Genomic DNA, 25,920 nt, shown 5'->3' on the forward strand with positions numbered 1-25,920 from the left:
CTTACAACACAATGGGATGAACCGCATGAGCGAACCCCTCATCGTCGTCGGCAATGGGATGGCGGCGACGCGCTTTGTCGATGAATTGACGCAACGCGCGCTCGGCAAATACAGCGTGATCGTCATTGGCGGCGAGCCACGCGCATCCTACAATCGCGTTCTGCTATCTTCGCTGCTGGCCGGCGAGGTGGATGAGGCAGCGCTCGAGCTGAAGCCGCGCGGTTGGTGGAGCGCGCGCGGCGTCACGACGCTCTGCGGACAGACCGTCGAATCGGTCGATCGCGGCGATAGGACCGTGACGCTTGCGAATGGCCTGCGCCTGGCCTTTTCGAAGCTCGTGCTGGCCACAGGCTCGCTCCCTATAAAGCTGCCAAAGCCCGGCATGAATCTGGAGGGCGTCGTCACTTTCCGCGATCTTGCCGATGTCGAGGCGATGCGCACGGCGACGCCGCCCGGCGCGCGGGCCGCCGTGATCGGCGGCGGCCTTCTTGGAGTCGAGGCGGCATATGGGCTCGCCAAGGCGGGTGTAAAGGTGACGCTTGTCCATCTCATGGACCGCCTGATGGAGCGCCAGCTCGACACTCACGCAGCGGCGCTGCTGAAGCGCGCGATCGAGTCCAAGGGCGTCGACGCACTGCTTTCGGCGGAGACGATGCAGATAGCCGGGACCGATCGCGTCAGCGCAGTGGAGCTCGCGGACGGACGCAGCATTCCCGTTGATCTCGTGGTCTGCGCGGTAGGCGTTAAACCGAACGCGCAGCTCGCCCGCCGCGCTGGGCTAGACTCCAACCGCGGCGTCATAGTCGATGACGGACTTACGACCAGCGACCCGGATATTTTCGCGATTGGCGAATGCGCTGAGCATCGCGGCGAGGTCTATGGCCTCGTCGAGCCGGCCTATGATCAGGCGAAAGTCTTGGCGCGCAGGCTCGCGGGCGATCATGGCGCGACTTACGCCGGCTCGACGGTTGCAACCAATCTCAAGGTCTCCGGCGTGAATGTGTTTTCGGCGGGAGACTTCCTCGAATGTGCTGCGAGCGATGTTGTGACGCTCGAGGATGAAGGCGCAGGCAGCTACAAGAAGCTTGTGATGCGGGGCGACAGGCTCGCCGGCGCCGTGCTGTTCGGCGATACAACGGACGCGCTCTGGTATCTTGACATGATCCGCTCCGGCGCGGACATTTCGCCGTGGCGCGATGTCCTGGCCTTCGGGCCGGCCCTAGCCCTGCCGCAAGCGGCGTGAGGCTCGAATGAACAACGATTTCAGCCCCGACCAGAAGCGCTATCTCGAAGGTTTCGTGTCTGGAGTCGAGGCGGCGCGCGCCAAGAAAGGATTGGCCGCGCTCGGCCTCGTTCCCTCGACCGGCCAAGCGTCGGAGCTGACTCCGACTGGCCCTGACGCCCCGCATCTGCTGGCGCAGGACGCGGCGATCAAGGCCGGCAAGAAGCTTGTCGATCAAGAGAAGTGGAAACGCGAAGAGCATCCGTTCGACGCCTACGCCAAGCTGAAAGATCAAGCGGCGCGCGACGAATTTCCAAAGCCCCCCGATAATTTTCGCTGGCGATATTATGGGCTCTTCTACGTCGCGCCGGCGCAGCAGAGCTACATGTGCCGCCTGCGCATCCCGAATGGGATTCTGTCGCATCGGCAGTTTTCAGGAGTGGCCGATCTCGCGGAGCGGTTCGGCGGCGGCTATGCGCATGTCACGACCCGCGCCAATCTGCAAATACGCGAGATCGCGGCCAAGGATGCGCTCCATATCGTCGAGGGACTGCAGGATGTCGGCCTCACCACGCGCGGGGCCGGCGCCGACAACATCCGCAACGTGACCGGCGACGCGACGGCGGGCATCGGCCGCGACGAGCTGATCGACACGCGGCCCTATGCGCGCGAATGGCATTTTCATATCCTCAACCAACGCACGCTCTACGGCTTGCCGCGCAAGTTCAATGTCGCTTTCGATGGCGGCGGCGCCATTCCGACGCTGGAAGACACCAACGACATCGGCTTTCAGGCGGTCTCCATCGCGGCGGGCGGCGGCGTCGAGCCGGGCGTCTGGTTCCGGCTGGTGCTCGGAGGCATAACCGGACACAAGGACCTCGCGCGCGAGACTGGCGTCGTGGTGAGGCCAGGCGAAGCGACGGCCGTGGCGGATGCGATCGTCCGCGTCTTCATCAGCGAGGGAGACCGCACCAATCGCGCCAAGGCGCGGCTGAAATATGTGCTGGACCGCTACGCGGCCGAAGGCCGCGGCCTGGATGGCTTCTTGGCGCAGGTCGAGGCGAAGCTCGGACGTTCACTGACGCGCATTGACGCCAAACACATCCTGGCCCGCCCGGCCCAGGATCGGCAGGCGCATATTGGCGCGCATCGGCAGAAGCAAGCCGGTCTTTTCTATCTCGGCGTCGTTCTCCCAGTTGGCAGAATGGACTCGGCGCAGATGCGCGCCCTTTCCGCCATCGCGGAGACATATGGCGATGGCGATCTGCGCCTCACCGTTTGGCAGAATCTGCTTATCTCCGGAATTCCCGAAGCGCGTTTGGAGGCGGCTCAAGCGGCGGTCGAAAAGGCCGGCCTCGACTGGCGAGCCTCCTCGATCCGGGCTGGCCTCGTCGCCTGCACCGGCTCGCGGGGCTGCAAGTTTTCGGCTTCCGACACCAAAGCTCACGCCGAGCAAATCGCGAATTGGTGCGAGGCCCGCGTCACCCTTGACCAACCGGTCAATATCCATCTCACCGGTTGCCATAATTCCTGCGCGCAACATTACATCGGCGACATCGGGTTGTTGGGCGCAAGGGTCGCCGTCAATGAGGATGATGATACGGTTGACGGCTATCACATCGTCGTTGGAGGCGGGTTCAGCGCCGCCGGCGCGATCGCCCGCGAAATCCTGCGCGACGTGAAGGCTGAAGATGCGCCGCCCATAGTCGAGCGCCTGCTCAAAGCCTATCTGGCGCGTCGGACCGATGCGGCGGAGAGCTTTCAAGCCTTCGCCGCGCGGCACGAGGCGCCGGCGCTCAAAGCGTTCGCCGAGGGAGGCGAAGCATGAACGCCTCGCCTCATCAATCGCTGACAGCGCCGATCATTCCTGAAAGCGCGCCTTTCACGGCCGAGCAGCGCGCCTGGTTGAACGGCTTTTTCGCAGGCCTTTTTTCAAACGAGGCGGCGCCCAGGGCCGCAGCGCTTAGCAATATAAGCGAGCTTTCCGTCAACCCGTTGATTGGCGGCGACGGCGCATTGGCGCTCGACGATGGCGAGGCGCCTTGGCATGACCAAACGCTGCCGCTCGGCGAACGCATGAAGCTTGCGGAGGGCCACGCGCTGCGCCGGCGCATGATGGCGGCTATGGCGCAGCAGGATTGCGGCCAATGCGGCTATAATTGCGAGGATTACGCCGACGCCATCGCAACGCAAGCGGAGGAGCGCCTGAACCTCTGCGCGCCGGGCGGCAAGGACACCGCCCGCATGTTGAAGAAGCTCGTCGAGGACATGGGCGGCGGCGCGACGGACCCGGACGAAGCAAGGGTCAAGGCCGAGGCCAAGGCGGTCGCTCAGGTCCGCGACGCCGATGCGCGCAGCGGCCGCTCGCGAAACAACCCCGCCGAAGCCGTGTTTCTGGCGCGCAAAAAGCTCAACCGCGAAGGGTCCGAGAAGGCGGTCTATCATATCGAGTTCGACATCTCGAATGGCGAACTCGACTACGAGGTCGGCGATAGTTTCGGCATTTTCCCGCGCAATGACGCTCGCCTTGTGAAGAGCGTGCTCGCGGCGATCGACGCGCCTGAAGATTTTCCGATCGGAGACAAGACTCTGCGACAGACGCTAAGCGAAGACGTCTCGCTTGGCGCAGCGCCAGACATGCTCTTCGAGCTCATCTCCTACATCACGGGCGGCGCGCGGCGCGCGACGGCGAAGGCCCTGGCCAAGGGACAAGACCCCGACGGCGACGCCGCGACGCTCGACGTGCTTGCGGCGCTCGAGAAATTTCCGGGGCGCCCGCCGGATCCCGAGGCCCTCGTCGAAGCGCTAGAGCCGCTGCAGCCTCGCCTTTATTCGATCTCGTCGTCGCCCAAGGCCAATCCGGGCCGCTTGTCGCTGACCGTCGACCATGTCCGCTACTCATTGGGCGGACGCGAACGTCTCGGCGTCGCCTCGACATTTGTGAGCGCGGCGTTGCGGCCCGGCGATAGAGTCAAGGCCTATGTGCAACGCGCGCATGAGTTCGCGCTGCCGGCCGATGGCGATGCGCCAATCATCATGGTGGGTCCAGGCACGGGCGTTGCGCCCTTCCGCGCCTTTCTGCAAGAGCGCATCGCCGCCAAGGCGAAAGGGCCGGCTTGGCTGTTCTTCGGCCACCAGCGGCGCGAGTTCGACTTCCTCTATGAGGACGAACTGTCAGGTCACTTGGCGGCAGGCGAGCTCGCCAAGCTCTCGCTCGCCTGGTCACGCGACGGCGAGCGCAAGACCTATGTGCAGGACAAGATGCGCGAAGAAGCGGTCTTGCTCTGGTCCTGGCTGTCGAAGGGCGCGCATCTCTACGTTTGCGGCGACGCCAAGCGCATGGCCGCCGATGTCGAGGCGGCGCTCGCCGCTATCTGCATGGAGCATGGCCAGCGCGACGAAGCCGGCGCCAAAGCTTTCCTGAAGGAGCTCCGCGCCAAGGGCAGATATCAAACGGACGTCTATTGATGAACGTTCACGCCGCGGCGGCGCGCGTTCGCACAACATGCCCTTATTGTGGGGTCGGCTGCGGCGTCGAGGCGACGCCAGATGGACGCGGCGGAACATCGATCGCCGGCGACGCGAGCCATCCCGCGAACGCCGGCCGATTATGCTCCAAAGGCTCGGCGCTCGGCGAGACTTTGGGGCTTGAGACAAGGCTCCTGCATCCAATCGTGGACGGCGCGCGGTCAACATGGGACGTCGCCCTCTCTCGCACCGCCCAGGGATTGCAGCGCGTGATCGAGCGCTATGGCCCCGACGCCGTCGCCTTCTACCTTTCCGGCCAATTGCTGACCGAAGACTATTACGTCGCCAACAAGCTCATGAAAGGCTTTATCGGCTCGGCCAATGTGGACACGAATTCGCGCCTCTGCATGGCCTCTACCGTCGCGGGCCACCGGCTCGCCTTCGGCTCGGACACCGTGCCTGGATGCTATGAAGATCTCGACGAGGCCGATCTGCTCGTGTTGGTTGGATCGAATGCGGCCTGGTGCCATCCGGTGCTCTACCAGCGCATGGCGCTGGCGCGCGAGAGACGCGGCGCGCGCATCGTCACCATTGACGTTCGCGGCACGGCCACGACCGAAAGCGCCGATCTCGCGCTGACCATCCAGCCGGGCATGGACGGCGTCCTGTTCAGCGGCCTTCTCGCGCATCTCGCGGACCGTGGCGCGGTCGATCGCGCCTATGTGGCGGCGCATACGGAAAATTTCGACGCGGCGCTCGCACAGGCGCGCCGCATAGCGCCGGACGTAGCGACAACCGCCGCGCGATGCGGGGTCGCGCCGGCGGATATAGCAAGCTTCTTCGATCTCTGGCGCAAGACGGCGCGCGTCGCGACCCTCTACAGCCAGGGCGTCAACCAGTCTTGGCAAGGGACGGACAAGGTTGTCTCCATCCTCAACTGCCATCTTGCGACAGGCCGCATTGCGCGGCCCGGCATGGGGCCTTTTTCGCTGACCGGGCAGCCCAACGCCATGGGCGGGCGCGAGGTCGGCGGCCTCGCCAACCAGCTCGCCGCGCATATGGGCTTTTCATCCGCCGAGATCGACCGCGTCGCGCGGTTCTGGCGCGCCCCGCATATAGCCAAGCGCGAAGGCCTCAAGGCCGTCGCCATGTTCGACGCCATTGCGTGCGGCGAGATCAAGGCCCTGTGGATCATGGGGAGCAATCCGGCCGTCAGCCTGCCGCGCGCAGACCATGCGCGGGCCGCGCTCAGCCGGCTCGATCTCCTCGTCATCTCCGACAATGTGCGCTCGACGGACACGATCGCAGCCGGCGCGCATGTGCTCCTTCCCGCCGCGGCCTGGGGAGAGAAGGACGGCACGGTGACGAATTCCGAGCGGCGAATCTCGCGTCAGCGCCCCTTCGCGCCGCTGGCCGGCGAGGCGAAGCCGGATTGGTGGGCGACGGCGCAGGTCGCTGCGCGCATGGGCTTCGCCGATGCCTTCGACTACGCCGGTCCGGCTATGATCTTTCGTGAGCACGCCGCGCTCTCGGCGTTCGAGAACGATCGGGCGCGCGACTTCGACATTGGCGGGCTGGCCGAACTCAGCGACGCGGCCTATGACGCGCTCGCGCCGACGCAATGGCCCGCGCCCGTCAGCGCCCCAGGCGGGCGGAAGCGGATGTTCGCGGACGGGCGTTTCTTTACGCCATCGGGCCGCGCGCGCTTTGGCGTCATCGCGCCGCCTTCCCTCGCCGCGGCGCCAAGCGCCGAATTTCCTTTTCTCCTGAACACTGGACGTTTACGCGATCAATGGCATACGATGACCCGGACGGGCCTTTCGCCGCGTCTCGCGAGTCATAGTCCCGATCCCTTCGTCGAGGTGAACCCGGACGATGCGCGCGGGCTCAGCCTGATCGAAGGCGGCTTCGCGCGCGTCTCGACGGCGCATGGAAGCGTCGTGCTCCGGGTCGCGGTCACGAACGCGCAACATCGCGGGCGCGCATTCGTCCCGATTCATTGGAGCGACGAGACCGGCAATGTGGCCCGCGTCGGCGCGCTCGTCCATGCCTTCACGGACCCGGTTTCGGGGCAGCCGGACTCGAAAGCTGTGCCAGCGGCGCTAGCCCCAGTTTCCTACAAGGCGCAGGGCTTCGTTCTCGCGCGCGCCAGGTTCCGGCTTCCGGATGAAGCGGTTTGGGCTTGGAGCGCGATCGAGGGCGGCTATGCGGCGCGAATTGCGACAAATACGCCTTTCGCGGCCATGCTCGCGGCCGCAAGCGCCATTTCCCCGCGCGCCGAACACGCAAAATATAGCGACCTTGCCCGAGGCGTTTTTCGCGCAGCGCTGATCGCGGAGGGAAGGCTCGATGCGATCCTGTTTCTCGGGCCAGACAGGGAGCCGCAGCAATGGGGGGCGCTCGCGACGGCGTGGCGAGCGGAGCGGCTCGATGGAGCCGCACGGCGTTTTTTGCTTTCGGGCAAGAGCGCCCTGGGCGACTTCGATGCCAGTCCGACGATCTGCGCCTGTTTCGGGGTGAGATCGCGCGCGATCGAGACGGCGATCGCCGATGGCGCGGACTCCGTGGCGGCGATCGGGGCGCGGCTGAAAGCGGGGACCAATTGCGGCTCATGTCTGCCAGAACTGAGAAGACTGATCGCCGCCGCCGCGACGCCTGCGCTGGCGCAAACTGTCGGAAGCAATGCAATGAAACGTTCGCGGGCGTGAGTCGATCACGCGGCGAGAACCGCGTTCCAGATTTCAGACCCAGCTTCGCCTATGGCGGGAAGCTTCCGCCGCCATAAACGCGTTACCCAATCCTTGGTTTTGAGCGGGCGAACCGCAGCGCCAAGAAATCCGCGAAGGCTTCGACCCGCGCCGGACGCAGCCCTCCGGGCGGCGTCACCAGATGCAGACCGCCGAGGGGGAGCGACCAATCCGTCATCACGGGCTCTAGCCTGCCGTCGGCGAGCGCTTCGCGGACGATGAAATCCGGCTGCACCGCAAGGCCCAACCCCGCGAGCAGCGCGGGCATGAGGACATCGGCGTTATTGACCCGGAGAGGTCCGGTGGGACGCACCGACGCCGTCTCGCCGGCGGGATTCACGAAACGCCAAATATCGGGGGTCGCCAGATAAGCGTAGCCGAGGCAAGCATGCTCTGCGAGATGAGCCGGGTGAGTCGGCCGGCCATGCCGCTCCAGATAGGCTGGCGAGGCGACGAGAATGCGCGACACCCCGCACAAGCGGCGCGCGACCAAGGATGAATCCGGCAAGCTGGCGATCCGCAAGGCCATGTCGAAACCCTCCCCGATCAGATCGACGAGCGCATCGCTCAGATGCAGATCGATCGAAACCTCGGGATAGGCCGCGAAAAAATCCGGCAGCGCCGGCGCGACCTCGCGCAGTCCGAAGGACATTGGCGCGGCCACGCGCACCAGACCGCGCGGGGTCGCGGATCTCGACAAAGTCTCAGCTTCGGCCGCCTCGGCCTCAGCGAGAATGCGCGCGGCGCGTTCGGACAGAAGGCGTCCGGTGTCAGTCAAAGCAAGGCGGCGAGAAGTTCTGTTAAAGAGTCGCGCGCCAAGGCGCTCCTCGAGCCGGCTGACGGCCTTGGACGTCGTCGCCTTCGACAGGCCCAGCTCCGCCGCCGCCCGGGCGAAGGACCGCGATTCCACGACCTTAGCGAATATCGCCAGCCCTTCGAGATCCGGCAGCTGCGACATGTCAATTTTGGAAATGATGCGTTTCCACAATTTCTATTTTTAGATCATGTCTTCCTCCCTACGTCTAGCCGGCGCCGACAGAGGCGCCGCAATGCCAAGAAGCTTACGGGCAAGGTCGCGCTTGTCCCCGGCGGAGCCCGCGGCCTCGGCACGGCGCAGGCATGGCCAATACGATGAATTCAGGGCGAAAGGATCGAAGATGATTGAGCGCAGATCATTTGACGGGCTTGGCGGCGCCGACCACGGTTGGCTGAAGGCCAAGCATCACTTTTCATTCGCGGACTACCGCGATCCCAAGCGGATGGGCTGGGGCGCCTTGCGGGTCTGGAACGATGACGAGATCGCCTCCCATGAGGGCTTCCCGCCGCATCCGCATGCCGACATGGAGATCATCACCTATGTCCGGGAGGGCGCGATCACCCACCAGGACAATCTGGGCAATTCCGGCCGCACCACGGCCGGCGATGTTCAGATTATGAGCGCGGGTTCGGGCATCCGTCACGCTGAATATAATCTTGAGCCTGGAGCGACCCGCATCTTCCAAATCTGGATCCTGCCGACGCGACAGGGCGGCCAGCCGTCCTGGGGCGCCAAGCCTTTTCCAAAGGGCGATCGCTCCGGCCAATTCGTCAGCCTGGCGAGCGGCTTTGCGGAGGACGCCGAGGCCCTGCCGATCCGCGCCGACGCGCGGGTGCTGGGGGCGACGCTCAAGACCGGCGAGACCGCCGAATATGCGCTCGGAGAAGGACGCCACGCTTACCTCGTCCCGGCCCAAGGCGCCGTGGAGGTGAACGGCGTTCGCATCGGGGCGCGGGATGGCGCGGCAATCCGAGACGAAGCAATGCTCTCGGTCAGGGCGCTCGAGGACGCCGAACTCGTTCTCGTGGATGCGGCCTGACCGTCGCGCCAATTCAATCGATCGCAGGCGCATGCGGCAGGCCGGCGTCCCGCGAACCGATATTCGCCTGGCTTGTAAAAATGCTCTTGATGCAACAAAGCGTTGTGAGCCCGCCCCGCGTCGGCTGCAAAAGCAAAAAAGAAAAGCAATCGCGGAACCAACAGGCCTCTGAATCCTTTCTTAAGCATGAATATTGCGACCGACGCCTCAAGCCTCATTCAAGCTGAAATTCTTGGACAAGGGGACAGTCCCCTCTCCCAAAATGATCCATTGACCCGACTTTTGGAGCAGGCGGACACATTCTGCGAGCGCTTCGGGGTCGGCGAGGACGTCATCCTCGAGACCTATACCGAGACGTCGGATTGGGCGTTCTTCATCAAGGTCGACGCGCTCCATGAGACCGCCTGCCGCGACCTGATGGCGCGGCTTCTGACCGTGCGTCAGAGCGGCGGCGCCGTCGACGAGGAAATGTCCGCATTCATCGACGACATCGAGTTCCAAGGCCAAGGCTCTGTTCTTCGGCTTATTGAATTGACGCGGCGCCCGAGAGACTATGTTCTTTTTTTGAAATGCGTGAGGCGCGTTCGCAACGCCTTTGCGCATGACTTTCGGTCGGTCAATAAAACTCTGATGGAGCTGATCGAGCCGCTCGCGGACCGGGCGCTATTGTTGAAGGCCTTTTCGGGGCTGGCCGAAGCGGATTACGACGAAGCGAAATATCTTCGTCTGGTCCGCAATGATCCCGGATTCCTCCGGTTCGGGATCTTGCATCACTCGATGGTTCTCCTGTGCCAATTGCACGCCGAATTCCAAGAAGCCGCCAAGGAAGCCATCGACAGCGCGGCGGCCGGACGCGTCCTGGACCCGCCCGAAGCAAAACCGTCTCCAGCCTTTAATGGCGAACCGAGGCTCGATCTGTTCGGGCCGGGGGCGCCGTCTCGCCCCTCAATTGAAGCCGAAGAGACGATCGAGCCCAACCGTCCCTCAAGGCCCGCCGCTTTTTTGCGGCATACGTTCACAAATCCCAAGCGGCCGAATCAGACCCGCTCTTTTTGGACGTATTTTTTGGTCTTTTCGGCCAAAGCAATTGTCGCAATCGGAGGTTTTGCGGCGGCCGTGGCGGTCTACTCCTTCTACGGGATCTGGCCGGCGGTCGGCGTCGCCGTCATCGGGCTAATTCCCGTCGCGCTCGACAAATGGACCCCCGGCGCCTGGAAAGGCCATTGCCCGCACTGCGCTTCGCAGATCGCGGTCGCAGCGAACAAAAAGATCGCTCTCGGACTTAGTTGCCCCGTCTGCTCCAGACGCATCCGTCTGCGTGACAAATCATTTATCGCAATTTGAAATGAAAAGGACGGCGCTTAACCATTGAACCTGCAAGGGAGTGCAAGAGGCGAATCCTCGCCCTTGAGGGCGGCGTCGCGCTGCGGCGGCGGCTCATTCCGGCGCAAAAGAAGCCACGCGCTCAGCCCAATCAGCGCCGAACAGACGAGCAGCACGAGAGCTCTGCGCGTGTGTTGCAAGGTAGCCAGGAGCCGGAGCACGCCTATCTCGCGTTCGCTGAGGGCCGTGCGCACGCGGCTATCCGTGTCGATTAGCCTGACGATCTCGTCCGGCGTCAGCCGATCATAATTTTGAAGATGCACATTCGGCGCGGCTCGCAGCTTCTTGACGACTCCCTTGAAAACTTCCCCCGTGAACTGGGCCTTGCCGGGCCAGATATAAGTGAGAATGCCCGCGACGCCGAGCGCGCCAGGCACAACCTTCAGAAAGCTCGAGACATCCATGAGGCGCGGCTCCGGGACAATGAGGTTGGCGCGACGCCCTCGCCCAAGCTCAGCGCGCGGCAAGGATAAAAGCGATCAAGAGATTACAGCGCCAGGGAGCCGGCGGCCATCTGTTTCGCGGAAACCCGCGAGACCATTTCCGAATAATGGAGACGCAACTTAACGAGACGACGCAGTCCCCGCGCGCTGCTCTTCGGCTTCGGTCTCGCCCAGGGGGCGGGATCGAAGAGCAGAGTCGCGAAACCGATCTACGCTCTCGCGACTCATGCCTTGGCGCTCGGCTCGCCGTAGACGGACGAGCCCCAATTTCTATTTTGCCCAATCGAACAGTTTCGCGGCGCCTGCCGTAACCGAACTCACGGTTGTCTGTACGAATCCCAAAGCCCCATTGGCGGCGGACGCAGGCGAAGACGGCGGAACGTCCGCGACTTTCGCAGGCTCGGGCCTGACGGGGCTCGCTACGGCTTTGGGCTTGGCGGCGTTCACGTTTGGCCCCGGATGGCTGCGTGCGCTGGTCTCAGCCGCGCCAGCCGGTTTCGCCGCAGCCGCAACGTGGGGAGCCGGTTTCGCTGCCGGAGCCTTAGCGGCAGCAGCTGGACGGTGCGGCGCAACTGGGATCGGAGGCGCTGGCGGCCGGCTGGCGCCGGCGCATTATTCGGGATGAGCGCGCCATCCGGCCGAACCGCCACGGTCCGAACTTTCGCGGGCTCCGCCGGCACGGCGTTAGCCAACTGGTCCGGCTGAACTGGCGTCTGCTCTTGCGGCGGGATGCTCGCCGTCTCCGTCGCAAGACCTTCGTCCGATCGAGCGGATTCGCCAAGCGAAATGACGCGCGGCGCTTTCTCCTGCGCCGGATCGGCCGGCCGTCCGGAATTATCGGCCAGCGCCGCCGCCGGTTGCTGCGAACCGCCGAAGTCGGACGCCTCGTTTGCCGAGACGTCCGAGCCGCTCAGCGGTCCCGATTGAAGCGCGTCCGTCCCATCAGCAGCATCGAACGCCGTGTTTTCGCCGCCCCCGGAACTCAAACTTACGCCTATACCCGCAAGCCCGACGATAATGATCGCCGCCATTGCGTAGAGCGCGAGACGCGACCTGACCTCACCGTCGGCGTTCCCGATGTGACGGGAAGCCGCCGTGTAGCTTTCATCACCGTAGCTTTCATCGTCCGCGGGTTTCGGTTCGTCAACGAATGCGCTCGGTTTCTCGGCTTCCGTCCGTGTCGCTTCGACCTTTAATGGCCTCGCGCTGAGCAACTCGGTCTCGATCGCAGAGAAATCACGGCTAATGAAGCGTTCGGGCGCAGCAAGCTCCTTTCGCTCGACGCGATTTTCTTCGGCTTGCGGCTTCGCCGGCTGCTGACGCCTGGCGCTGACCAATCCGGCCTCGATCGCTGCAAAATCGACGACACGCTCTGGCGCCGGCGGCTCCCTTCGCTCGATCGGCCATTCGCCGGCTTGCGCCAGCCCCGCCGCTGTTTGTCGTCCTGCGCCCAATAAACCAGCTTCGATCGCAGCAAAATCGCCGGTGATGAAACGCTCCAGCGGCGGCGGCTCCTTGCGCTCGCTGGGAGTCAACGCATACAGGTTGCCTTTCATCGCGCCTTGACCTTTCGGCTCGAAGCCGGTTCTGCGCGCGCCCTCTTGCCGGCCGAGGAGTTGGGCAAGCTCAGGGAGCGGCTCACTGTCCCAAGTGTTGGCGGAGCGTGGCCGGCGCAAACGCCGTTCAAACTCCTCTAGATCGATCATCGGCCGCCGTTTCGTAACAGGCTCGCTCATGCTTCCGACCTCCTGTTGCGTCCATGTGGCGGACCAGTTTGGCCGATCCACATCGCTGCTCTCGCGCATACGGCGTCAGACTTTCGCCTCCTACATGTCTCCGGGCGCTTTGCCCGAATACCGTGACCAGACGCAAGAACCGACGCTACGCTGCTTTCGAACCAAGCCTTCCGACTCTGAAAGCTGGCTCATCTTCTTTAGGACTTCATTAAGAAATCGTAATTGTGGCTCTTCTGTGCCCCGTCCCGAATCGGAATGCGGAAGGGGCGCAGCAAGGCGAACGCAGGTCATGCGCCGAGCAGCGATGATCGTCCTTGAGGCTTATTCGACGCTGTCGTTGTGGTCCCAGCCCTGCGAAACGCGTCAAAACTGCGTCCTTCGCATCGAATTTTCCAATTCCGCATCAACAACGGCCTCGAAGGGCCACATCAGCGCTCAATATAGAGCGCAGCCCGCAATCGTTAATTCACGGTAACCACGCGCAACGATTGCGAAGCCAGCCGCTTTTCGAAAAACTGCGCTGTGGAGAGAATCATCGATGCGCGGACCAGCGCGCCGAGCGCCGCCGCTTCGCAAGTCATCGCCCATGCGCGAAGCTGCCTCTGGCCATGGCGAGATGATGAAATCGATGATGCGAACCGCGTACAAGAATCCCGATGAAGCCGAGCCCGCGAATATGAGTGGTCTCCTTCGCCTCGCTCGACGTGACGGCAAACAGAACGCCGTTTGGAAGCGTCTCAGCCTCGACGCGCCAGCCATTGTTGCCGTTGATCGCCCGCGCATGCGCCGGGACCATGCGTTGGATCGCCGCAAGCGTGCGCCCGGAGCCCGTCACGCTGGCCTTGAGCCCGCCGTCGACCGGCCATTGGACAACGTCGGCGTTGAGCGTCACCTCATTCATGTCGATGAGATGCTGGCGAAGACTTTCGAGATCGACCTTTGACCAATCGGTCGTGGGATCGGCCTCGAGAATGCGGACAATCTCCTGGATGGCGCCGAAGGCGTCCTGGCCGGCCAAAGTCGGCGTCGCCCCAGGCGTATGTAGAGTAGGATCGTCATGCATATGCATCATCTCGTGATGCATATGCATGGCGTCCGGCGCCTCGTCATGGCCGGGAACCGCTTGGCTCACCTCGAAGGGCCGGGAGTCCGGCTTCAGCTCCGACGAGGCGGCGCCCATCAGGCGCATCGAGCCCCCCGCCAACACAATGGCCGCAGCGGCAGCGGCGACCCCGATCGAGACCCGTGCAATGGCGCGCTTCATAAGAACCTCGCGAATTCGGAGACCTAGAGCGCGCTCCGATTGGATGGAATCGTCCAATCGATAAGAACTCGCTCCAGATCAATAGGTTGGACCATGTTCTGATCGAAAAAGTCGATCAACTTTTTCGGAACATGCTCTAGGCCCTTTTCCAGAATTTAAAACTGGACGCATGAGGTCACGAAAGCAAGCGATCTTATATAGCGAAACAAGCGCTACGACTTGAAGCCCTGGGTTGAGCCGCCGACAGTTGCCCGCCGCGAGGCCGCGAGTGCGCCCGGTCTGGAGCGACCGCCCCGCGCTCGAACTCGACGACGAATTGGCCTATTCGTCGAAAACGCCTTCTAGGGCGTAATGGCTGATGGTCTTGCGATTGCCGATCAGCTCGTCGATCGTCGGCTCGCCCTTCATGGCGCGGGAGATGGCGAGCTTCGTCGCTTCATAATTGGTGCGATAAAGATCGCGCTTGTCGAGCGACTTGTCCGTCGCGCAACGCGGATCGAGCCAGACCATGATGATCATGCAAAGCTCTTCCGCTTCCTTCCGCGGCAGAACGCCTTCCGAAAGGCAATCGACGATGGCGTCGCCCGTCGCCGCCTGCACGATCCCGCCGAGCAATTCGACGTAATCATTGGAGCGCACCGTCATCTTGGTGGTCATCATAGTCGCCGGGCGCACCATTTGATTAAGGTCGCGAATGACGAACATGCGCGGATGGCCGGCGACCTGACCCGCCATCGCCGCGAAGGCGTGCCCCACCGGGCCTTTGACATGGCCGATCATCACTTCGGGCATGGCGTCGGTGAATTGTCCATCCGCGGCAAGAACCGTCGCCTCGCCGGTGCGCAGCCAAATTTCGCTCATCTTCGATCCTGCCGGTTTGAGTCTGCGGTCGAATAGCATTCGGCGAGGATGGGAGGAAGGGGCAAGGCTCAGGATATATAAGGAGCCAAACAATCCGATCGGCCCTCGCCATGCGCGGCGCGTTGTGGGGCGCGTTTCGAAGATGATTCGACATGCGATTCGCACGCTCGACCGGACGGGCGTTTTGCATTCCACGCCGCTACGGCGCCAAATGACGCGTTCGCCGGGCCCATTGGCCGGCCTTTGGCGCGTCGTTGACAGCGCGACTAAAGGTGGGCACTTGTGCGCCGAACGCACAAACATTTGCACAAGCATTGCTCCCGGCCGGGGCGACGGCCCTCCTTGAGACCGACATATGACTTTGCCTTCTTGGATCACGACCCTGTGGTCGCGAATATCAGCGGATTGGACGAAAAGCCCTTGGTTTGCGCCAATGCTGGGAGCGCTCATCGTCGCGGCTGACTTCGGGATCATGGCCGCGCTTGGCGAGTTCGCGCTCACTCACATGTATTTATACTACATATCGGACGCTGTCCTCGTGTTGGCGATCCTGGTCCTTTTGATTGGCGGCATGAAAGCCTCGCAGCAGGATCGAAAGCCTCTGCTTCGCCTCTGCATGGCGGCGGCCGGCGTCCTCTTCACAATTGTTCTCATAGACGAATACATTGTCATCTTTCGTCTCGACACCGTTGGCCCGAGCGGCAATTTCATCCCTCACGCCCATTGGACGAACACGGTTCCGATTCCCAACCGGGACGGTTTCTGGGAGCGGGATCTGACGCCCTTCAAAGAGGCCAAAACGCATCGGCTGGTGGTTGCCGCGGCCGGCAATTCCTTCACTTGGGGCCAGGGCCTGACCAAGGCCGATGGCCGCTTCACCAATGGTCTCGAAAAGCTGATGAAGAATGCCGGGCTCGACGCCGCCGTGCTGAACTTCGCAGGCTTTGGCGGCGTCACGACGGGGGTTGGCGATCGGGCGAATCTCGTTCGCGGCCAAATTGCGCAGGTTCACCCCGACATTGTGCTTTTCGCCTATACGGCCGCCGATATACCGATGGCGAATTTCATGCGCGCGGAACGGCCGGACATTGGGCTCTTGCGCTACGTGACCTTTAATCCGACCGTGAATTTCATAGCCTGGAAGCGCTATATGCCCCAGATCTACGGAAATTTCGCCACGGCCGTGAACGTCAACCGCATTCTCGCTTATGACGACGACGCCCTGCTCTCGCAAAATCTGGAGCAGGTTCGGGCGATGGCGGCGGCGGCCCGCGAGATCGGCGCCGCTCCAATATTTGTGATTTTGCCGTATCCCCATTTCTGGGTGAATGTCTATCCAGAAGTCCGCGATCGCATTCTGACGGTCTTGTGCGATCGGTTGAACGGATTAGGACTCCCTGTCATAGATCTTAGCGGCCTTGACAAGGAATTCTCATTAACGGAATATGAAGTTAATTCCATGGACTCCCATCCCAATTCACAGGCGCATGCGCGGATTGCGAAAAAACTATTTGAAGCCTTGTCCCCGTTGCTGCCAAACGCGGCGGCAATCGCCCGCACTCCGTGATCAATGGACATCTGAACGATGAGCACCATCGTTGAACTCTTCAACTTCCTGCGAAGCAATAATAAGCTCTGGCTTTATCCGATCATAATTACGATGTTGATCATTGGCGGATTGCTGCTCGTCAGCGAAACCAGCGTGGTCGCGCCTTTCATTTACGCGCTCTTTTAATCGGCGCCGCTCCATGTCCTCTCGCGACAGGTCGGCCCCCTTGTCGGCAACCAGCCGGCGATGGTTTTCCGTCATAGTGGTGGCCATGGCGGTCGTGGTCGGCCTGGGCGCCGGCGAACTCGTCATCCGCCTGAAAAACCGCTCGATGTCCAACTACGACATTGAGATGTGGCGATACTCCAAGGAGCTGAAGGAACGCAGCTCCGATCCAATCCTCGACTTCGAGCATCGGCCAAATTCGCAGGCCTTGCTGCAATCCGTGTCGATCCGGATCGACGAGGCTGGGTTGCGGGGCGGTCCCGCGCCGCCGCCCGTCGCGGGCCAGCGCCGCATTCTCTTTCTCGGCAGTTCGATCACCCTCGGCTGGGGCGTTCCCGAGGAGCAGACTTTCTCCGCGCTGGTCGAGACGGGCCTCAAGGATCACGACGTCGACGCTGTGGTGATGAACGCCGGCATCGGCAATTACAACACGGTCCGCTACGTTCGCCGCTTTTTGACCCGGCTTGCGGATCTCGCGCCTACCGATCTTGTGGTCCAAGCCTTCGTGAGGGACGGCGAAGTGCTGGAGCCGGCCAACGCGAACGCCCTGCTCCGCAACAGCGAACTCGCGATGACTCTGTGGATCGCCTATCACAGGCTGTTCGACATAGGCGGCGAAGGCGCCCTCGAAGCGCATTACCGCGAGGCTTATCAACCCGGCAGCGCGGGCATGCGCAATTTCGAGGCGGCTTTCGCGGCGCTGGCCGATTACGCCCACGCTCATAACATCCGCCTCTACATGGTCATGACCCCGGACGTCCATAATCTGAAGAACTACCCGCTGCAATTCGTCCATGACATCTTCTCAGGGGTCGCCAACCGCTACGGCTACCGCTATCTGGACCTCCGGCCGTTCCTGGGGTCGATGACTCCCGAACAGCTCTGGGCGATGCCGGGCGACCCCCATCCCAACGCCCAAGGTCACAAAATCATGGCCGAAGCTTTCCTGCCTGTGCTGCTGGAAGCGGGCGGGCGGTGACATGCTGTTCAGCTCGCCGATATTTTTCGGCTTCCTGGCGATCTTTCTAGTCCTCTACGCAACGATCCGGCCCGACTGGCGTCCGGCTCTGATCATTCTCGCCAGCACCGTGTTCTATGGCTACTGGAACGTGGCCTATGTCGGGATCCCGTTCCTGATCGCGGCCATGGCCTATGTCCTGGCCATCTGGATCAGCGAGGCCGAACCCAGCCGCCGGCGGCTGCGCCTCGCCCTGGCCATTGCGATCATGCTGACGCCGCTGATCGTCTTCAAATACGCCAATTTCATCGCCAGGCAGTTCGGCGTCGAAAACCCGATCGTCACCAGCGCGCTGCCGCTCGGCATTTCATTCGTCAGCTTCACCTTGATCGCCTATGTCGTCGACGTCTACCGGGGCGACTACCCGTGTTCGCGCTCTCCCCGCGACCTTCTGGCCTTCACGTTGTTCTTCCCGCATCTGATCGCAGGCCCGATTCTCCGTCCCGCTGAACTGATGCCGCAGTTTCAGGGCCTGCCGAGCGTCGCGTGGCGCAATCTGGTCCTTGGCCTCGCCATCTTCACGGTCGGGCTCTTCAAGAAGCTGGTGATCGCCGATCCGGTGGGGGGCTTCGTCGACGCCGTCTACCACAGCCCGTCGACCGCCGATCAGCTGTCGAGCGTCGTCGCAATTTATGGCTTTCCGGTACAGATCTATTGCGATTTCAGCGGCTATACCGATATGGCGATCGGCGTTGCCCTCATGATCGGCGTGAAGCTTCCGAACAATTTCTCGCGGCCTTACGCCGCAGTGTCAATCATCGACTTCTGGCGGCGCTGGCACATCACCCTGTCTCACTGGCTGCGCGACTATATTTACATTCCGCTTGGCGGCAACCGGTCGGGCCCGCACCGGCAGAACGGCAATATGCTCGCGACAATGCTGCTCGGCGGCCTGTGGCATGGGGCCAATTGGACCTTCGTCATCTGGGGCGGACTGCATGGGCTCGCTCTCGTCGTCAACCACGCGCTGCGCCGCGTCGGCGGAATTCCATTTTACGGCCGGATCCCCCGCGTCCTGCGCGCGATCATCTTCTTCCAGCTCGTGGCGCTGCTATGGGTGTTTTTCCGTGCGCCCGACGTGGGCTCGGTCTGGAAGATCGTCAGCGGCGTCGGGCGGCCCGCGCCTGACCTCGCCCTGTTTCTTGACGCCAACGCCTTCGTCCTGGCGGCGATCGGCCTGTTCTTCATCACTCATCATTTGGACGACCATCGCCGGATCATTTACCTGGTCCGCCGCTGGGGCGCGCCAGCGGCCGTGGCCGTTATGGCGATCGTCTGGATTGTCGCGATCTCGGTGAGCACCGGCAGTTCCGGCAAATTCGTCTATTTTGATTTCTAGGCCGCTCCATCGCGCCACGGATACGTAGCACCGCGCCCCGACCTATTCCTCCGAATTCTCTTCCTGCAGGCAGGTCAGGACATAAGTATAGCTCGACGTCGACTCCGATTCTTCCATGGGCACGCATGTTTGCCGCGATTGCGCCGAGAAACTATTCCATTGCTTCTCGATTTGCTCACGAGCGCGCGTTTCGTCTCGCATGCAGTCATCATAAGCGCTTGTAGCGGAGCCGATCGGATCTGCCTTGGCCGCCTCGCAGATCTTCTCGACGCTGTAATGGGGGGCGCCTTGCGCCAAGGCGGGCGAGGCTGCAAGCGGCAAGCACATGAGTGGAACAGCGCGCCAATTCATTTCAGTCCCCCTTTTGTTCGCTCCGCCTGATCGGGCCGGCAACCGACCATAGCGATATTCTTGGCGAAATCATGCGGGCGAGGGATCGATATGAAAGGCGCGGCGGCGCCGGAGATCTTGGCTCGAGGTCTCAGGACCGAGAGTTGTCTCCCTTCACCGCCAGGCAACCGTGCAGGAACTGGGCGACGGCGCTTTCGACGATCTGCTCGATCTCAACCGGTGTCGGCGGCTGGCGAAGGCCGATCATGCACTGCAGCCGCACGGTTCCAGACAGCATTTCCAGGAAATGCTCCGCCCCCGCCATGCTGTCTGGCATGCGCAACACGCCTCGCTCGATCTGGCGGTCAAAAAACTCGGCCAGAAACGCGCGGCTGCGGCCAGGGCCGAATTTCCAATACTGCTGCGCGAGCTCGGGGATGCGGGGCGCCTCCGCAATGATGAGCCGGTTGAGGCTGATACAGTCCGGGCCTGTCACAATGGCCAGATAGCGGACGCCGACCTCATGCAGCACCGCGTCCGGCGCGCGCGGCGCCAATTGCTGAGGGGTCAACCCTCGAAAGATCGACTCGCAGGCGTCGCTGATAATCGCTTCGAAAAGACCCTGCTTGCCGCCAAACAGCGCATAGAGCGTCTGCCGCGACCCGCCGGACCGCGCGATCACGTCATCCAGCGTGGCTTCGCCATAGCCTTTTTCCTGGAACACTTCCCGAGCCGCGGCCAAAAAAGCGTCCCGCCGCGCCGTCAGGCGCTTGCTTGGCGGCCTCGGCGCGGCAAGGGCTGCGTCTGAAGGGTCCATAATCGTTCACAACCTAGTGAGTTACCCCGGCGCCCCTTGATGTGTACTGTACCATACAATACGTCAAGCCCCGTTCCCGGAGTTTGATCATGGGCATTGTCGGCTTCGCGCTTCGCTACCGCCATACGTTTTACGTGCTGGCGTTGATGATGTTGTTTCTCGGCGGCAGCGCGATCCTGACGACGCCAAAGGACATTTTTCCGAACATCAACATCCCCGTCGTCACGGTGATCTGGCAATATACCGGGTTGACGCCGGAGGAGATGGAGCAACGCGTCACGACCTATAGCGAATATTCGGTCAGCTCCAACGTCAGCGACATCCGCAATATCGAAAGCCAGACGCTGTCGGGCGTCGCTGTCGAAAAGATTTACTTCCAGCCCAATGTGAACGTCGATTTGGCGATCAGTCAGATCGTGTCGGCCTCCAATTCGATCCGCGCCTTGATGCCCACGGGAATTCAGCCGCCGACGATCGTCCAATATAACGCCTCCTCCGTGCCAGTTCTTCAACTGAGCTTAAGTTCGGACCGGCTCAACGAGCAGCAGCTCTACGATTACGGCATCTATCAGATGCGCCAGGCGCTGGCGCCAATCCCCGGCATCACGCTGCCGACGCCCTATGGCGGCAAGTATCGGCAGATCATGGTCGACCTCGACCCCGACGCGCTCAAGGCGCGCGGCATCACGCCGAACGACATCGTCAACACTGTCAACGCCCAAAGCCTGACCTTGCCCTCCGGCGACGCCAAGATGGGCGACAAGCAATTCATCGTGCGCGTCAACAATATGGCGCAGTCGATCGACTCGCTGAACCGGCTGCCGATCAAGCAGGTCGGCGGCGCGACCGTCTATCTGTCCGACGTAGCGCATGTTCGCGACGGCTGGGCCGTGCAGCAGAACATCGTGCGCGCCGAAGGCAAGCGCTCGGTCCTCTTGACGATCATCAAGAACGGCAACGCCTCCACCCTCGACGTGGTCAATCGGGTGAAGGCGGCTCTGCCCGAGATTCAGAGGGCCGCTCCGCCCGGCATGGACATACATTTGCTGTTCGACCAGTCGGTGTTTGTGCAGAACGCGATTACCGGAGTGCTGCATGAAGGCGCGATCGCAGCCGGCCTGACCGCGCTCATGATTTTGATCTTTCTCGGCTCGTGGCGCTCCACCCTCGTCGTGATGGTGTCGATCCCGCTATCGATCTTGACTTCAATCGCAGTGCTCTCGGCGCTCGGCCAGACCATCAACACCATGACGCTCGGCGGCCTCGCGCTCGCGGTCGGCATCTTGGTCGACGACAGCACGGTCACGATCGAGAACACGCACCGGCTTTTGGAGGAAGACAAGCCCTTTGACGACGCGGTGCTCGAGGGCGCCGCCGGGATCGCCGTGCCGACGCTGATCTCGACGCTCGCCATCTGCTGCGTGTTCGTTTCGGTCTTCTTCCTGCAAGGCGCGGCGCGCTATCTGTTCACGCCGCTGGCGATGGCGGTCGTGTTCGCCATGCTCGCCTCCTATTGCATTTCGCGAACGCTCACCCCGATCATGATCGGCCTTTTGCTGCGGAAAGAGCATGAGCAGCACGGCGCCGCGACCGGCTGGCTCCCACGCTTTCATGCGGCGTTCAATGCGCGATTCGATCGGTTCCGCGATTTCTACGGCTGGCTCCTCGCCGGGATTCTGCGGCGCCGGATTCTAACCCCGACCGTGGCCGTGATCGTCGTGGCCAGCGCAAGCATCCTGTCTCTCTTCATCGGCTCCGACTTCTTCCCGAGCGTGGACGCAGGCCTCATTCAATTGCATGTCCGCGCGCCGGCGCGCACCCGAGTCGAACGCACGGAGCAGATCTTCCAGGCGATCGAGGACAATATCCGCGCCGAGATCCCGGCCAAAGAGCTAAAGCTCATCCTTGATAATATCGGCTTGCCGCAGCGCACCTATAATCTCGCCTTCACCGATGGCAGCGCGATTGGGGTCAATGACGGCGTCATCCAGATCGAGCTCGGCGAAGGCCACGCTCCGACCGCCGAAATCATCAAGAAGCTGCGCGCCGAATTGCCGGTCGCCTTTCCCGACGTGCTCTTCTATTTCCAGCCCGCCGATCTTGTCACGCAAGTGCTTAATTTCGGCGTGCCGACTCAGATCGACGTTCAGGTGCAGGGGCGCGATCGCGAAAACAACAAAGCCGTGGCCGCGCTATTGCAGCAGAAGCTGGCCGACGTTCCGGGCCTCGTCGACGTCCATGTTCAGCAGGAGCTCAACGCGCCGGCGATGTTCTATACGGTCGACCGCACGCGCGCGCAGCAGCTCGGCCTGAACATGCAAGACGCGGCCAATAACCTCAACATCAGCCTGAGCTCATCGGAGCAAGTCTCGCCCAATTTCTGGACCGATCCGAAGAATGGCATTCCCTATTACTTCGCCGTTCAGACTCCGGAATATCGCATCTCCAACAAGAACCAGCTCGACAATACGCCGCTTGCAACCAGCCTCGACGTCGCCGGCACGCCGATCCCAACCATGCTCGGCAGCGTCGCCTCCGCCAAGCGCGTGCCCGTTCAATCGGTCTTCAACCAGTCCAACATTCAGGCCGTGTATGATGTATATGGCAGCGTGCAGAGCCGCGACCTCGGCAGCGCAGCGACAGAAATCAGCAAGATCGTCAGCGAAGTTCAACCCCAGCTCAAGCCCGGCAACCAAATCGTCGTTCGCGGCCAGATCGAAAGCATGCAGTCGGCCTTCGCCGACTTGCGGCTTGGGCTTCTGTTCGCAGCCGTGTTCGTCTATATGTTGATGGTCGTCAATTATCAGAGCTTCCTCGATCCGCTCGCCGTCATCCTGGCTTTGCCGGGCGCCGCGGCGGGCATCTTGTTGATGTTGTTCGTTACCGGCACGACATTGAGCGTGCCCTCCCTGATGGGCTCGATCATGGCGGTTGGCGTCGCCTCGGCGAACTCCATTCTGCTCGTCACATTCGCGCGGGAGCAGCGGCAGGCGGGCCTCAGCGCCTTTGAGGCCGCATTGTCGGCCGGAACGACGCGGCTTCGACCTGTGTTGATGACGGCAGCGGCGATGATCGTCGGCATGATCCCGATGGCGATCGGCGGCCCCGGCGAAGAGCAAAACGCCGTGCTAGCGCGCGCCGTCATCGGCGGCGTCGCCATCGGAACGCTGACAACGCTGCTGTTTGTCCCTTACCTTTATTCGATGATTGGCCGTTTCGAAAAGCAAGAGACCGAACCGCCCGCGCGATCGACCCACCAAGGATTGTCGTCATGAATTATGCGCCAACGGAACGTGTGTTTCGCGAAGATACACAGGTCAAGAGCGATCTCGGCCGTCGGCGAATCGCCCGCGCGATCGGCATTGGCGCCATCGCTGTTGTCACCCTATTGATTGGTTTCGGCGCCTGGAGCCAAGCGAGCCGGAAGGCCGACGCCATCGCAGCGCTTGAAGCACGCAAAAACGCCGTGCCGAGCGTGCGCACCATGATTGTTCAGGAGGACGCGAAACCACGCACGATCGAGCTGCCGGGCAATATGACGCCCTTCGACAACGCCACGATCTATGCGCGCGCCACTGGCTATATCGCCGTCCGCAACGTCGATATCGGCACCAAAATGCGCAAGGGCGATGTGCTCGCCGTGATCGCGGCGCCCGATCTCGATCAACAGCTCGCCCAGGCTAGAGCGCAGCTTGTCCAGCTCGAGGCGGCCGTGCAGCAGGCGGAGGCCGACGCCGATCTCAGCCATGTGACGAACCAAAGGACGACGCGCCTTGTCGCCCAGGGATGGTCGAGCGCGCAGCAGGGCGATCAGGATCGCCTGACCTTCGCATCCCGCACCGCGGCCCTCGCCGTCGCGCGGGCGAATGTCGTGGCGCAGCAGGCGGCGGTGAATCGCCTGGCGCAGTTGACCGACTTCGAGCGGATCACGGCCCCTTTCGACGGCGAAGTCACCAGCCGCCTGGTCGATGTCGGCAGTCTCGTCGCCGCCGACGCGAACAGCGGAACCCCGTTGTTCTCGATTGCGCGAACCGACGTCTTGCGCGTGCAAGTCTTCGTGCCGCAAGCTGCCTATTTGGGCATCAAGGACGGCGATCGCGCGACGGTCACGGTGCCGGAGCTGCCGAACCGCGTGTTTGAAGGCAAGGTGGCGCGCAACGCGCGGGCGCTCGCCGCCGGCAGCCGCACGCTGCTGACCGAGGTCGACGTCAACAACAAGGATGGCGTGCTGGCGGCCGGCCTCTACAGCATCATTCATCTACAGGTCAATCGCCCAGGCTCGGTCATAGTTATCCCATCGCAGGCGGTGATCTTCAACAAGGATGGCCTCAGCGCCGCCGTCGTCAGCGACGGCAAGGTGGAGCTGCGCAAGCTTGAGCTCGCAGCCGACAATGGCGCCGATGTCGAGGTGCAGGTTGGGTTGAAGCCCGGCGATCGCGTGATTGTCAGCCCGCCCGCGAACGTCGCCGACGGCATGCGCGTTGAGCCGATGGAAACCACGGAGGCCGTCGCCAACAAATGAGCGGCGGGGCGGTCGCTTGCTCGGCGCAACCGCGCGCGTGGGTCTGCAATACCAATCGACCAAGTCTTATCCAAAATCTTATCAAGGAGCGAGGCAATGGCTAATCAAGCTGCGACTCTCGAAAAGACGATTGAGCTCGCCGACATTCCAGGGACAGCGCTGAAGGTTTCGCGCGTCGCGATCGGAACCTGGGCCATAGGCGGCTGGATGTGGGGCGGAACCGACGAGGCCGAGTCGATCGCCACGATCCGCGCCGCATTGGAGCATGGCGTCAATGTCATCGATACGGCTCCGGTCTATGGCTTCGGCCGCTCCGAGGAGATCGTCGGCAAGGCGATTGCCGAAGGCGGCCTACGTTCGCGGCTCTCGATCGCCACCAAGGTTGGGCTCGAATGGCGCGACGGCAAGGTGTTTCGCAACGCAAGCCGCGATCGGATCAACCAGGAGATTGAAGACTCCCTGCGCCGGCTGCAAACCGATCACGTCGACATCTACCAGGTCCATTGGCCGGACCCCCTGACCCCGATCGAAGAAACCGCCGAGGCGATGCATGCGCTGTTGAAGCAAGGAAAGATCCGCGCCATCGGCGTCAGCAATTTCTCGGTCGAGCAGATGGAGCGGTTTCGCGGCGTCGCGCCGATCCACGTGCTTCAGCCGCCTTATAATTTGTTCGAGCGCGAGATCGAAGCGGACATCCTCCCCTATTGCCGCAAGAACAATATCGCGACTTTCGGCTATGGCGCCTTGTGCCGGGGGCTGCTCTCCGGCCGGATGCGGGCCGATACGGCTTTCAGCGGCGATGATCTGCGCCGCGTCGACCCGAAGTTCCAACAGCCGCGGTTTGGCCAATATCTCGCCGCGGTCGAACGGCTCGACCGGCTGGCGCAGGATCGTTTCGGCAAGCGCGTCATTCATTTGGCTGTCCGCTGGGTGCTTGATCAAGGCGTCACGACGGCCTTGTGGGGGGCGCGCCATCCGGATCAGCTGCAGCCGATCGACGGCGTATCCGGCTGGTCGCTCGACGCTTCCGCCAAAACCGAGATCGATCGGATCCTGCGCGAGTCGATCACGGATCCCGTCGGCCCGGAGTTCATGGCCCCGCCGGCGCGGTCCTGAGCAGAGGTCTGCTACGCCTTAGAG

Annotated in this window: 20 protein-coding genes; 13 read left to right on the forward strand and 7 right to left on the reverse strand. The window is 62.6% G+C overall.

Annotated elements, in window-relative coordinates:
• Window positions 1–25 precede the first annotated feature (25 nt).
• Genes RZS28_RS07055 through RZS28_RS07070 form a run of 4 tightly spaced genes read left to right on the forward strand, consistent with a single transcriptional unit; the run spans window position 26 to window position 7,398 of the window.
• Window positions 26–1,243, forward strand: coding sequence for an NAD(P)/FAD-dependent oxidoreductase (locus RZS28_RS07055; RefSeq protein WP_407340620.1), 1,218 nt, complete (start codon window positions 26–28; stop codon window positions 1,241–1,243).
• Window positions 1,244–1,250: 7 nt separating this feature from the next.
• A complete protein-coding gene (locus tag RZS28_RS07060; RefSeq protein WP_407340621.1) occupies window positions 1,251–3,050 on the forward strand; it encodes a NirA family protein in 1,800 nt (599 codons plus the stop codon).
• Window positions 3,047–4,690: a sulfite reductase subunit alpha gene (locus RZS28_RS07065; RefSeq protein ID WP_407340622.1), complete on the forward strand. Its 1,644-nt coding sequence runs from the start codon at window positions 3,047–3,049 to the stop codon at window positions 4,688–4,690. Before RZS28_RS07060 ends, RZS28_RS07065 begins: the two co-directional genes overlap by 4 nt.
• Entirely contained in the window at window positions 4,690–7,398 is a 2,709-nt protein-coding gene (locus tag RZS28_RS07070; RefSeq protein WP_407340623.1) for a molybdopterin-dependent oxidoreductase, read from the forward strand. The genes RZS28_RS07065 and RZS28_RS07070 overlap by 1 nt, the downstream gene beginning before the upstream one ends.
• A gap of 82 nt (window positions 7,399–7,480) precedes the next feature.
• Here the strand turns inward: RZS28_RS07070 and RZS28_RS07075 are convergent, their stop codons facing one another.
• Window positions 7,481–8,395, reverse strand: a complete 915-nt coding sequence (locus tag RZS28_RS07075; RefSeq protein ID WP_407340624.1) for a LysR family transcriptional regulator — start codon at window positions 8,393–8,395, stop codon at window positions 7,481–7,483.
• Window positions 8,396–8,594: 199 nt separating this feature from the next.
• On the opposite strand from RZS28_RS07075, the gene RZS28_RS07080 reads away from it, so the two are divergent.
• Both RZS28_RS07080 and RZS28_RS07085 read left to right on the forward strand, forming a co-directional pair.
• Window positions 8,595–9,293 carry a pirin family protein gene (locus RZS28_RS07080; RefSeq protein ID WP_407340625.1) on the forward strand — a complete coding sequence of 233 codons (699 nt, stop codon included), beginning with the start codon at window positions 8,595–8,597 and terminating at the stop codon, window positions 9,291–9,293.
• A gap of 186 nt (window positions 9,294–9,479) precedes the next feature.
• Window positions 9,480–10,637: a hypothetical protein gene (locus tag RZS28_RS07085; RefSeq protein ID WP_407340626.1), complete on the forward strand. Its 1,158-nt coding sequence runs from the start codon at window positions 9,480–9,482 to the stop codon at window positions 10,635–10,637.
• A 17-nt stretch (window positions 10,638–10,654) separates the two neighbouring features.
• Here the strand turns inward: RZS28_RS07085 and RZS28_RS07090 are convergent, their stop codons facing one another.
• From RZS28_RS07090 to RZS28_RS07105, 4 genes are all read right to left on the reverse strand, one after another.
• Complete coding sequence (locus RZS28_RS07090) at window positions 10,655–11,080, reverse strand: hypothetical protein (RefSeq protein ID WP_407340627.1); 426 nt, start codon at window positions 11,078–11,080, stop codon at window positions 10,655–10,657.
• 482 nt (window positions 11,081–11,562) lie between these two features.
• On the reverse strand, window positions 11,563–12,855 hold the full coding sequence (locus tag RZS28_RS07095) for a hypothetical protein (RefSeq protein WP_407340628.1): 1,293 nt from the start codon (window positions 12,853–12,855) through the stop codon (window positions 11,563–11,565).
• Between the two features lie 577 nt (window positions 12,856–13,432).
• The gene (locus RZS28_RS07100) at window positions 13,433–14,119 is read right to left on the reverse strand and encodes a hypothetical protein (protein WP_407340629.1); all 687 of its coding nucleotides are present in this window, start codon (window positions 14,117–14,119) and stop codon (window positions 13,433–13,435) included.
• 321 nt (window positions 14,120–14,440) lie between these two features.
• Complete coding sequence (locus RZS28_RS07105; protein WP_407340630.1) at window positions 14,441–14,980, reverse strand: formaldehyde-activating enzyme; 540 nt, start codon at window positions 14,978–14,980, stop codon at window positions 14,441–14,443.
• Window positions 14,981–15,335: 355 nt separating this feature from the next.
• On the opposite strand from RZS28_RS07105, the gene RZS28_RS07110 reads away from it, so the two are divergent.
• The 4 genes from RZS28_RS07110 to RZS28_RS07125 all read left to right on the forward strand — a co-directional run bounded on the left by RZS28_RS07110 (window position 15,336) and on the right by RZS28_RS07125 (window position 19,111).
• Window positions 15,336–16,547 (forward strand): GDSL-type esterase/lipase family protein, encoded by a 1,212-nt coding sequence (locus RZS28_RS07110; protein ID WP_407340631.1) that lies wholly within the window; start codon window positions 15,336–15,338, stop codon window positions 16,545–16,547.
• An 18-nt stretch (window positions 16,548–16,565) separates the two neighbouring features.
• Window positions 16,566–16,715 (forward strand): DUF5989 family protein, encoded by a 150-nt coding sequence (locus tag RZS28_RS07115; RefSeq protein ID WP_407340632.1) that lies wholly within the window; start codon window positions 16,566–16,568, stop codon window positions 16,713–16,715.
• A gap of 85 nt (window positions 16,716–16,800) precedes the next feature.
• On the forward strand, window positions 16,801–17,733 hold the full coding sequence (locus RZS28_RS07120) for an SGNH/GDSL hydrolase family protein (RefSeq protein WP_407341065.1): 933 nt from the start codon (window positions 16,801–16,803) through the stop codon (window positions 17,731–17,733).
• A 1-nt stretch (window position 17,734) separates the two neighbouring features.
• Window positions 17,735–19,111, forward strand: a complete 1,377-nt coding sequence (locus RZS28_RS07125; RefSeq protein ID WP_407340633.1) for an MBOAT family O-acyltransferase — start codon at window positions 17,735–17,737, stop codon at window positions 19,109–19,111.
• Between the two features lie 42 nt (window positions 19,112–19,153).
• On the opposite strand, the gene RZS28_RS07130 is transcribed toward RZS28_RS07125, so the two are convergent.
• Both RZS28_RS07130 and RZS28_RS07135 read right to left on the reverse strand, forming a co-directional pair.
• Window positions 19,154–19,462 carry a hypothetical protein gene (locus RZS28_RS07130; RefSeq protein WP_407340634.1) on the reverse strand — a complete coding sequence of 103 codons (309 nt, stop codon included), beginning with the start codon at window positions 19,460–19,462 and terminating at the stop codon, window positions 19,154–19,156.
• Window positions 19,463–19,592: 130 nt separating this feature from the next.
• Window positions 19,593–20,165: a TetR/AcrR family transcriptional regulator gene (locus tag RZS28_RS07135; RefSeq protein ID WP_407340635.1), complete on the reverse strand. Its 573-nt coding sequence runs from the start codon at window positions 20,163–20,165 to the stop codon at window positions 19,593–19,595.
• A 182-nt stretch (window positions 20,166–20,347) separates the two neighbouring features.
• Here RZS28_RS07135 and RZS28_RS07140 point away from each other — a divergent pair, with 182 nt between their 5' ends.
• The 3 genes from RZS28_RS07140 (at window position 20,348) to RZS28_RS07150 (ending at window position 25,896) form a co-directional block, all read left to right on the forward strand.
• On the forward strand, window positions 20,348–23,533 hold the full coding sequence (locus RZS28_RS07140) for an efflux RND transporter permease subunit (protein ID WP_407340636.1): 3,186 nt from the start codon (window positions 20,348–20,350) through the stop codon (window positions 23,531–23,533).
• Complete coding sequence (locus RZS28_RS07145) at window positions 23,530–24,780, forward strand: efflux RND transporter periplasmic adaptor subunit (RefSeq protein WP_407340637.1); 1,251 nt, start codon at window positions 23,530–23,532, stop codon at window positions 24,778–24,780. Before RZS28_RS07140 ends, RZS28_RS07145 begins: the two co-directional genes overlap by 4 nt.
• 96 nt (window positions 24,781–24,876) lie before the next feature.
• A complete protein-coding gene (locus tag RZS28_RS07150; RefSeq protein ID WP_407340638.1) occupies window positions 24,877–25,896 on the forward strand; it encodes an aldo/keto reductase in 1,020 nt (339 codons plus the stop codon).
• Window positions 25,897–25,920: the final 24 nt, after the last annotated feature.

Origin of the sequence: Methylocapsa polymorpha, from assembly GCF_045689225.1 — a bacterium.
Lineage (GTDB): Bacteria > Pseudomonadota > Alphaproteobacteria > Rhizobiales > Beijerinckiaceae > Methylocapsa > Methylocapsa polymorpha.

Bases quoted from the DNA above. Each gene is read 5' to 3' on its own strand.
- RZS28_RS07055 (WP_407340620.1), top strand. From the start codon at position 26: ATGAGCGAACCCCTCATCGTCGTCGGCAATGGGATGGCGGCGACGCGC.
- RZS28_RS07060 (WP_407340621.1), top strand. From the start codon at position 1,251: ATGAACAACGATTTCAGCCCCGACCAGAAGCGCTATCTCGAAGGTTTC.
- RZS28_RS07065 (WP_407340622.1), top strand. From the start codon at position 3,047: ATGAACGCCTCGCCTCATCAATCGCTGACAGCGCCGATCATTCCTGAA.
- RZS28_RS07070 (WP_407340623.1), top strand. From the start codon at position 4,690: ATGAACGTTCACGCCGCGGCGGCGCGCGTTCGCACAACATGCCCTTAT.
- RZS28_RS07075 (WP_407340624.1), bottom strand. From the start codon at position 8,395: ATGTCGCAGCTGCCGGATCTCGAAGGGCTGGCGATATTCGCTAAGGTC.
- RZS28_RS07080 (WP_407340625.1), top strand. From the start codon at position 8,595: ATGATTGAGCGCAGATCATTTGACGGGCTTGGCGGCGCCGACCACGGT.
- RZS28_RS07085 (WP_407340626.1), top strand. From the start codon at position 9,480: ATGAATATTGCGACCGACGCCTCAAGCCTCATTCAAGCTGAAATTCTT.
- RZS28_RS07090 (WP_407340627.1), bottom strand. From the start codon at position 11,080: ATGGATGTCTCGAGCTTTCTGAAGGTTGTGCCTGGCGCGCTCGGCGTC.
- RZS28_RS07095 (WP_407340628.1), bottom strand. From the start codon at position 12,855: ATGAGCGAGCCTGTTACGAAACGGCGGCCGATGATCGATCTAGAGGAG.
- RZS28_RS07100 (WP_407340629.1), bottom strand. From the start codon at position 14,119: ATGAAGCGCGCCATTGCACGGGTCTCGATCGGGGTCGCCGCTGCCGCT.
- RZS28_RS07105 (WP_407340630.1), bottom strand. From the start codon at position 14,980: ATGAGCGAAATTTGGCTGCGCACCGGCGAGGCGACGGTTCTTGCCGCG.
- RZS28_RS07110 (WP_407340631.1), top strand. From the start codon at position 15,336: ATGACTTTGCCTTCTTGGATCACGACCCTGTGGTCGCGAATATCAGCG.
- RZS28_RS07115 (WP_407340632.1), top strand. From the start codon at position 16,566: ATGAGCACCATCGTTGAACTCTTCAACTTCCTGCGAAGCAATAATAAG.
- RZS28_RS07120 (WP_407341065.1), top strand. From the start codon at position 16,801: ATGGCGGTCGTGGTCGGCCTGGGCGCCGGCGAACTCGTCATCCGCCTG.
- RZS28_RS07125 (WP_407340633.1), top strand. From the start codon at position 17,735: ATGCTGTTCAGCTCGCCGATATTTTTCGGCTTCCTGGCGATCTTTCTA.
- RZS28_RS07130 (WP_407340634.1), bottom strand. From the start codon at position 19,462: ATGAATTGGCGCGCTGTTCCACTCATGTGCTTGCCGCTTGCAGCCTCG.
- RZS28_RS07140 (WP_407340636.1), top strand. From the start codon at position 20,348: ATGGGCATTGTCGGCTTCGCGCTTCGCTACCGCCATACGTTTTACGTG.
- RZS28_RS07145 (WP_407340637.1), top strand. From the start codon at position 23,530: ATGAATTATGCGCCAACGGAACGTGTGTTTCGCGAAGATACACAGGTC.
- RZS28_RS07150 (WP_407340638.1), top strand. From the start codon at position 24,877: ATGGCTAATCAAGCTGCGACTCTCGAAAAGACGATTGAGCTCGCCGAC.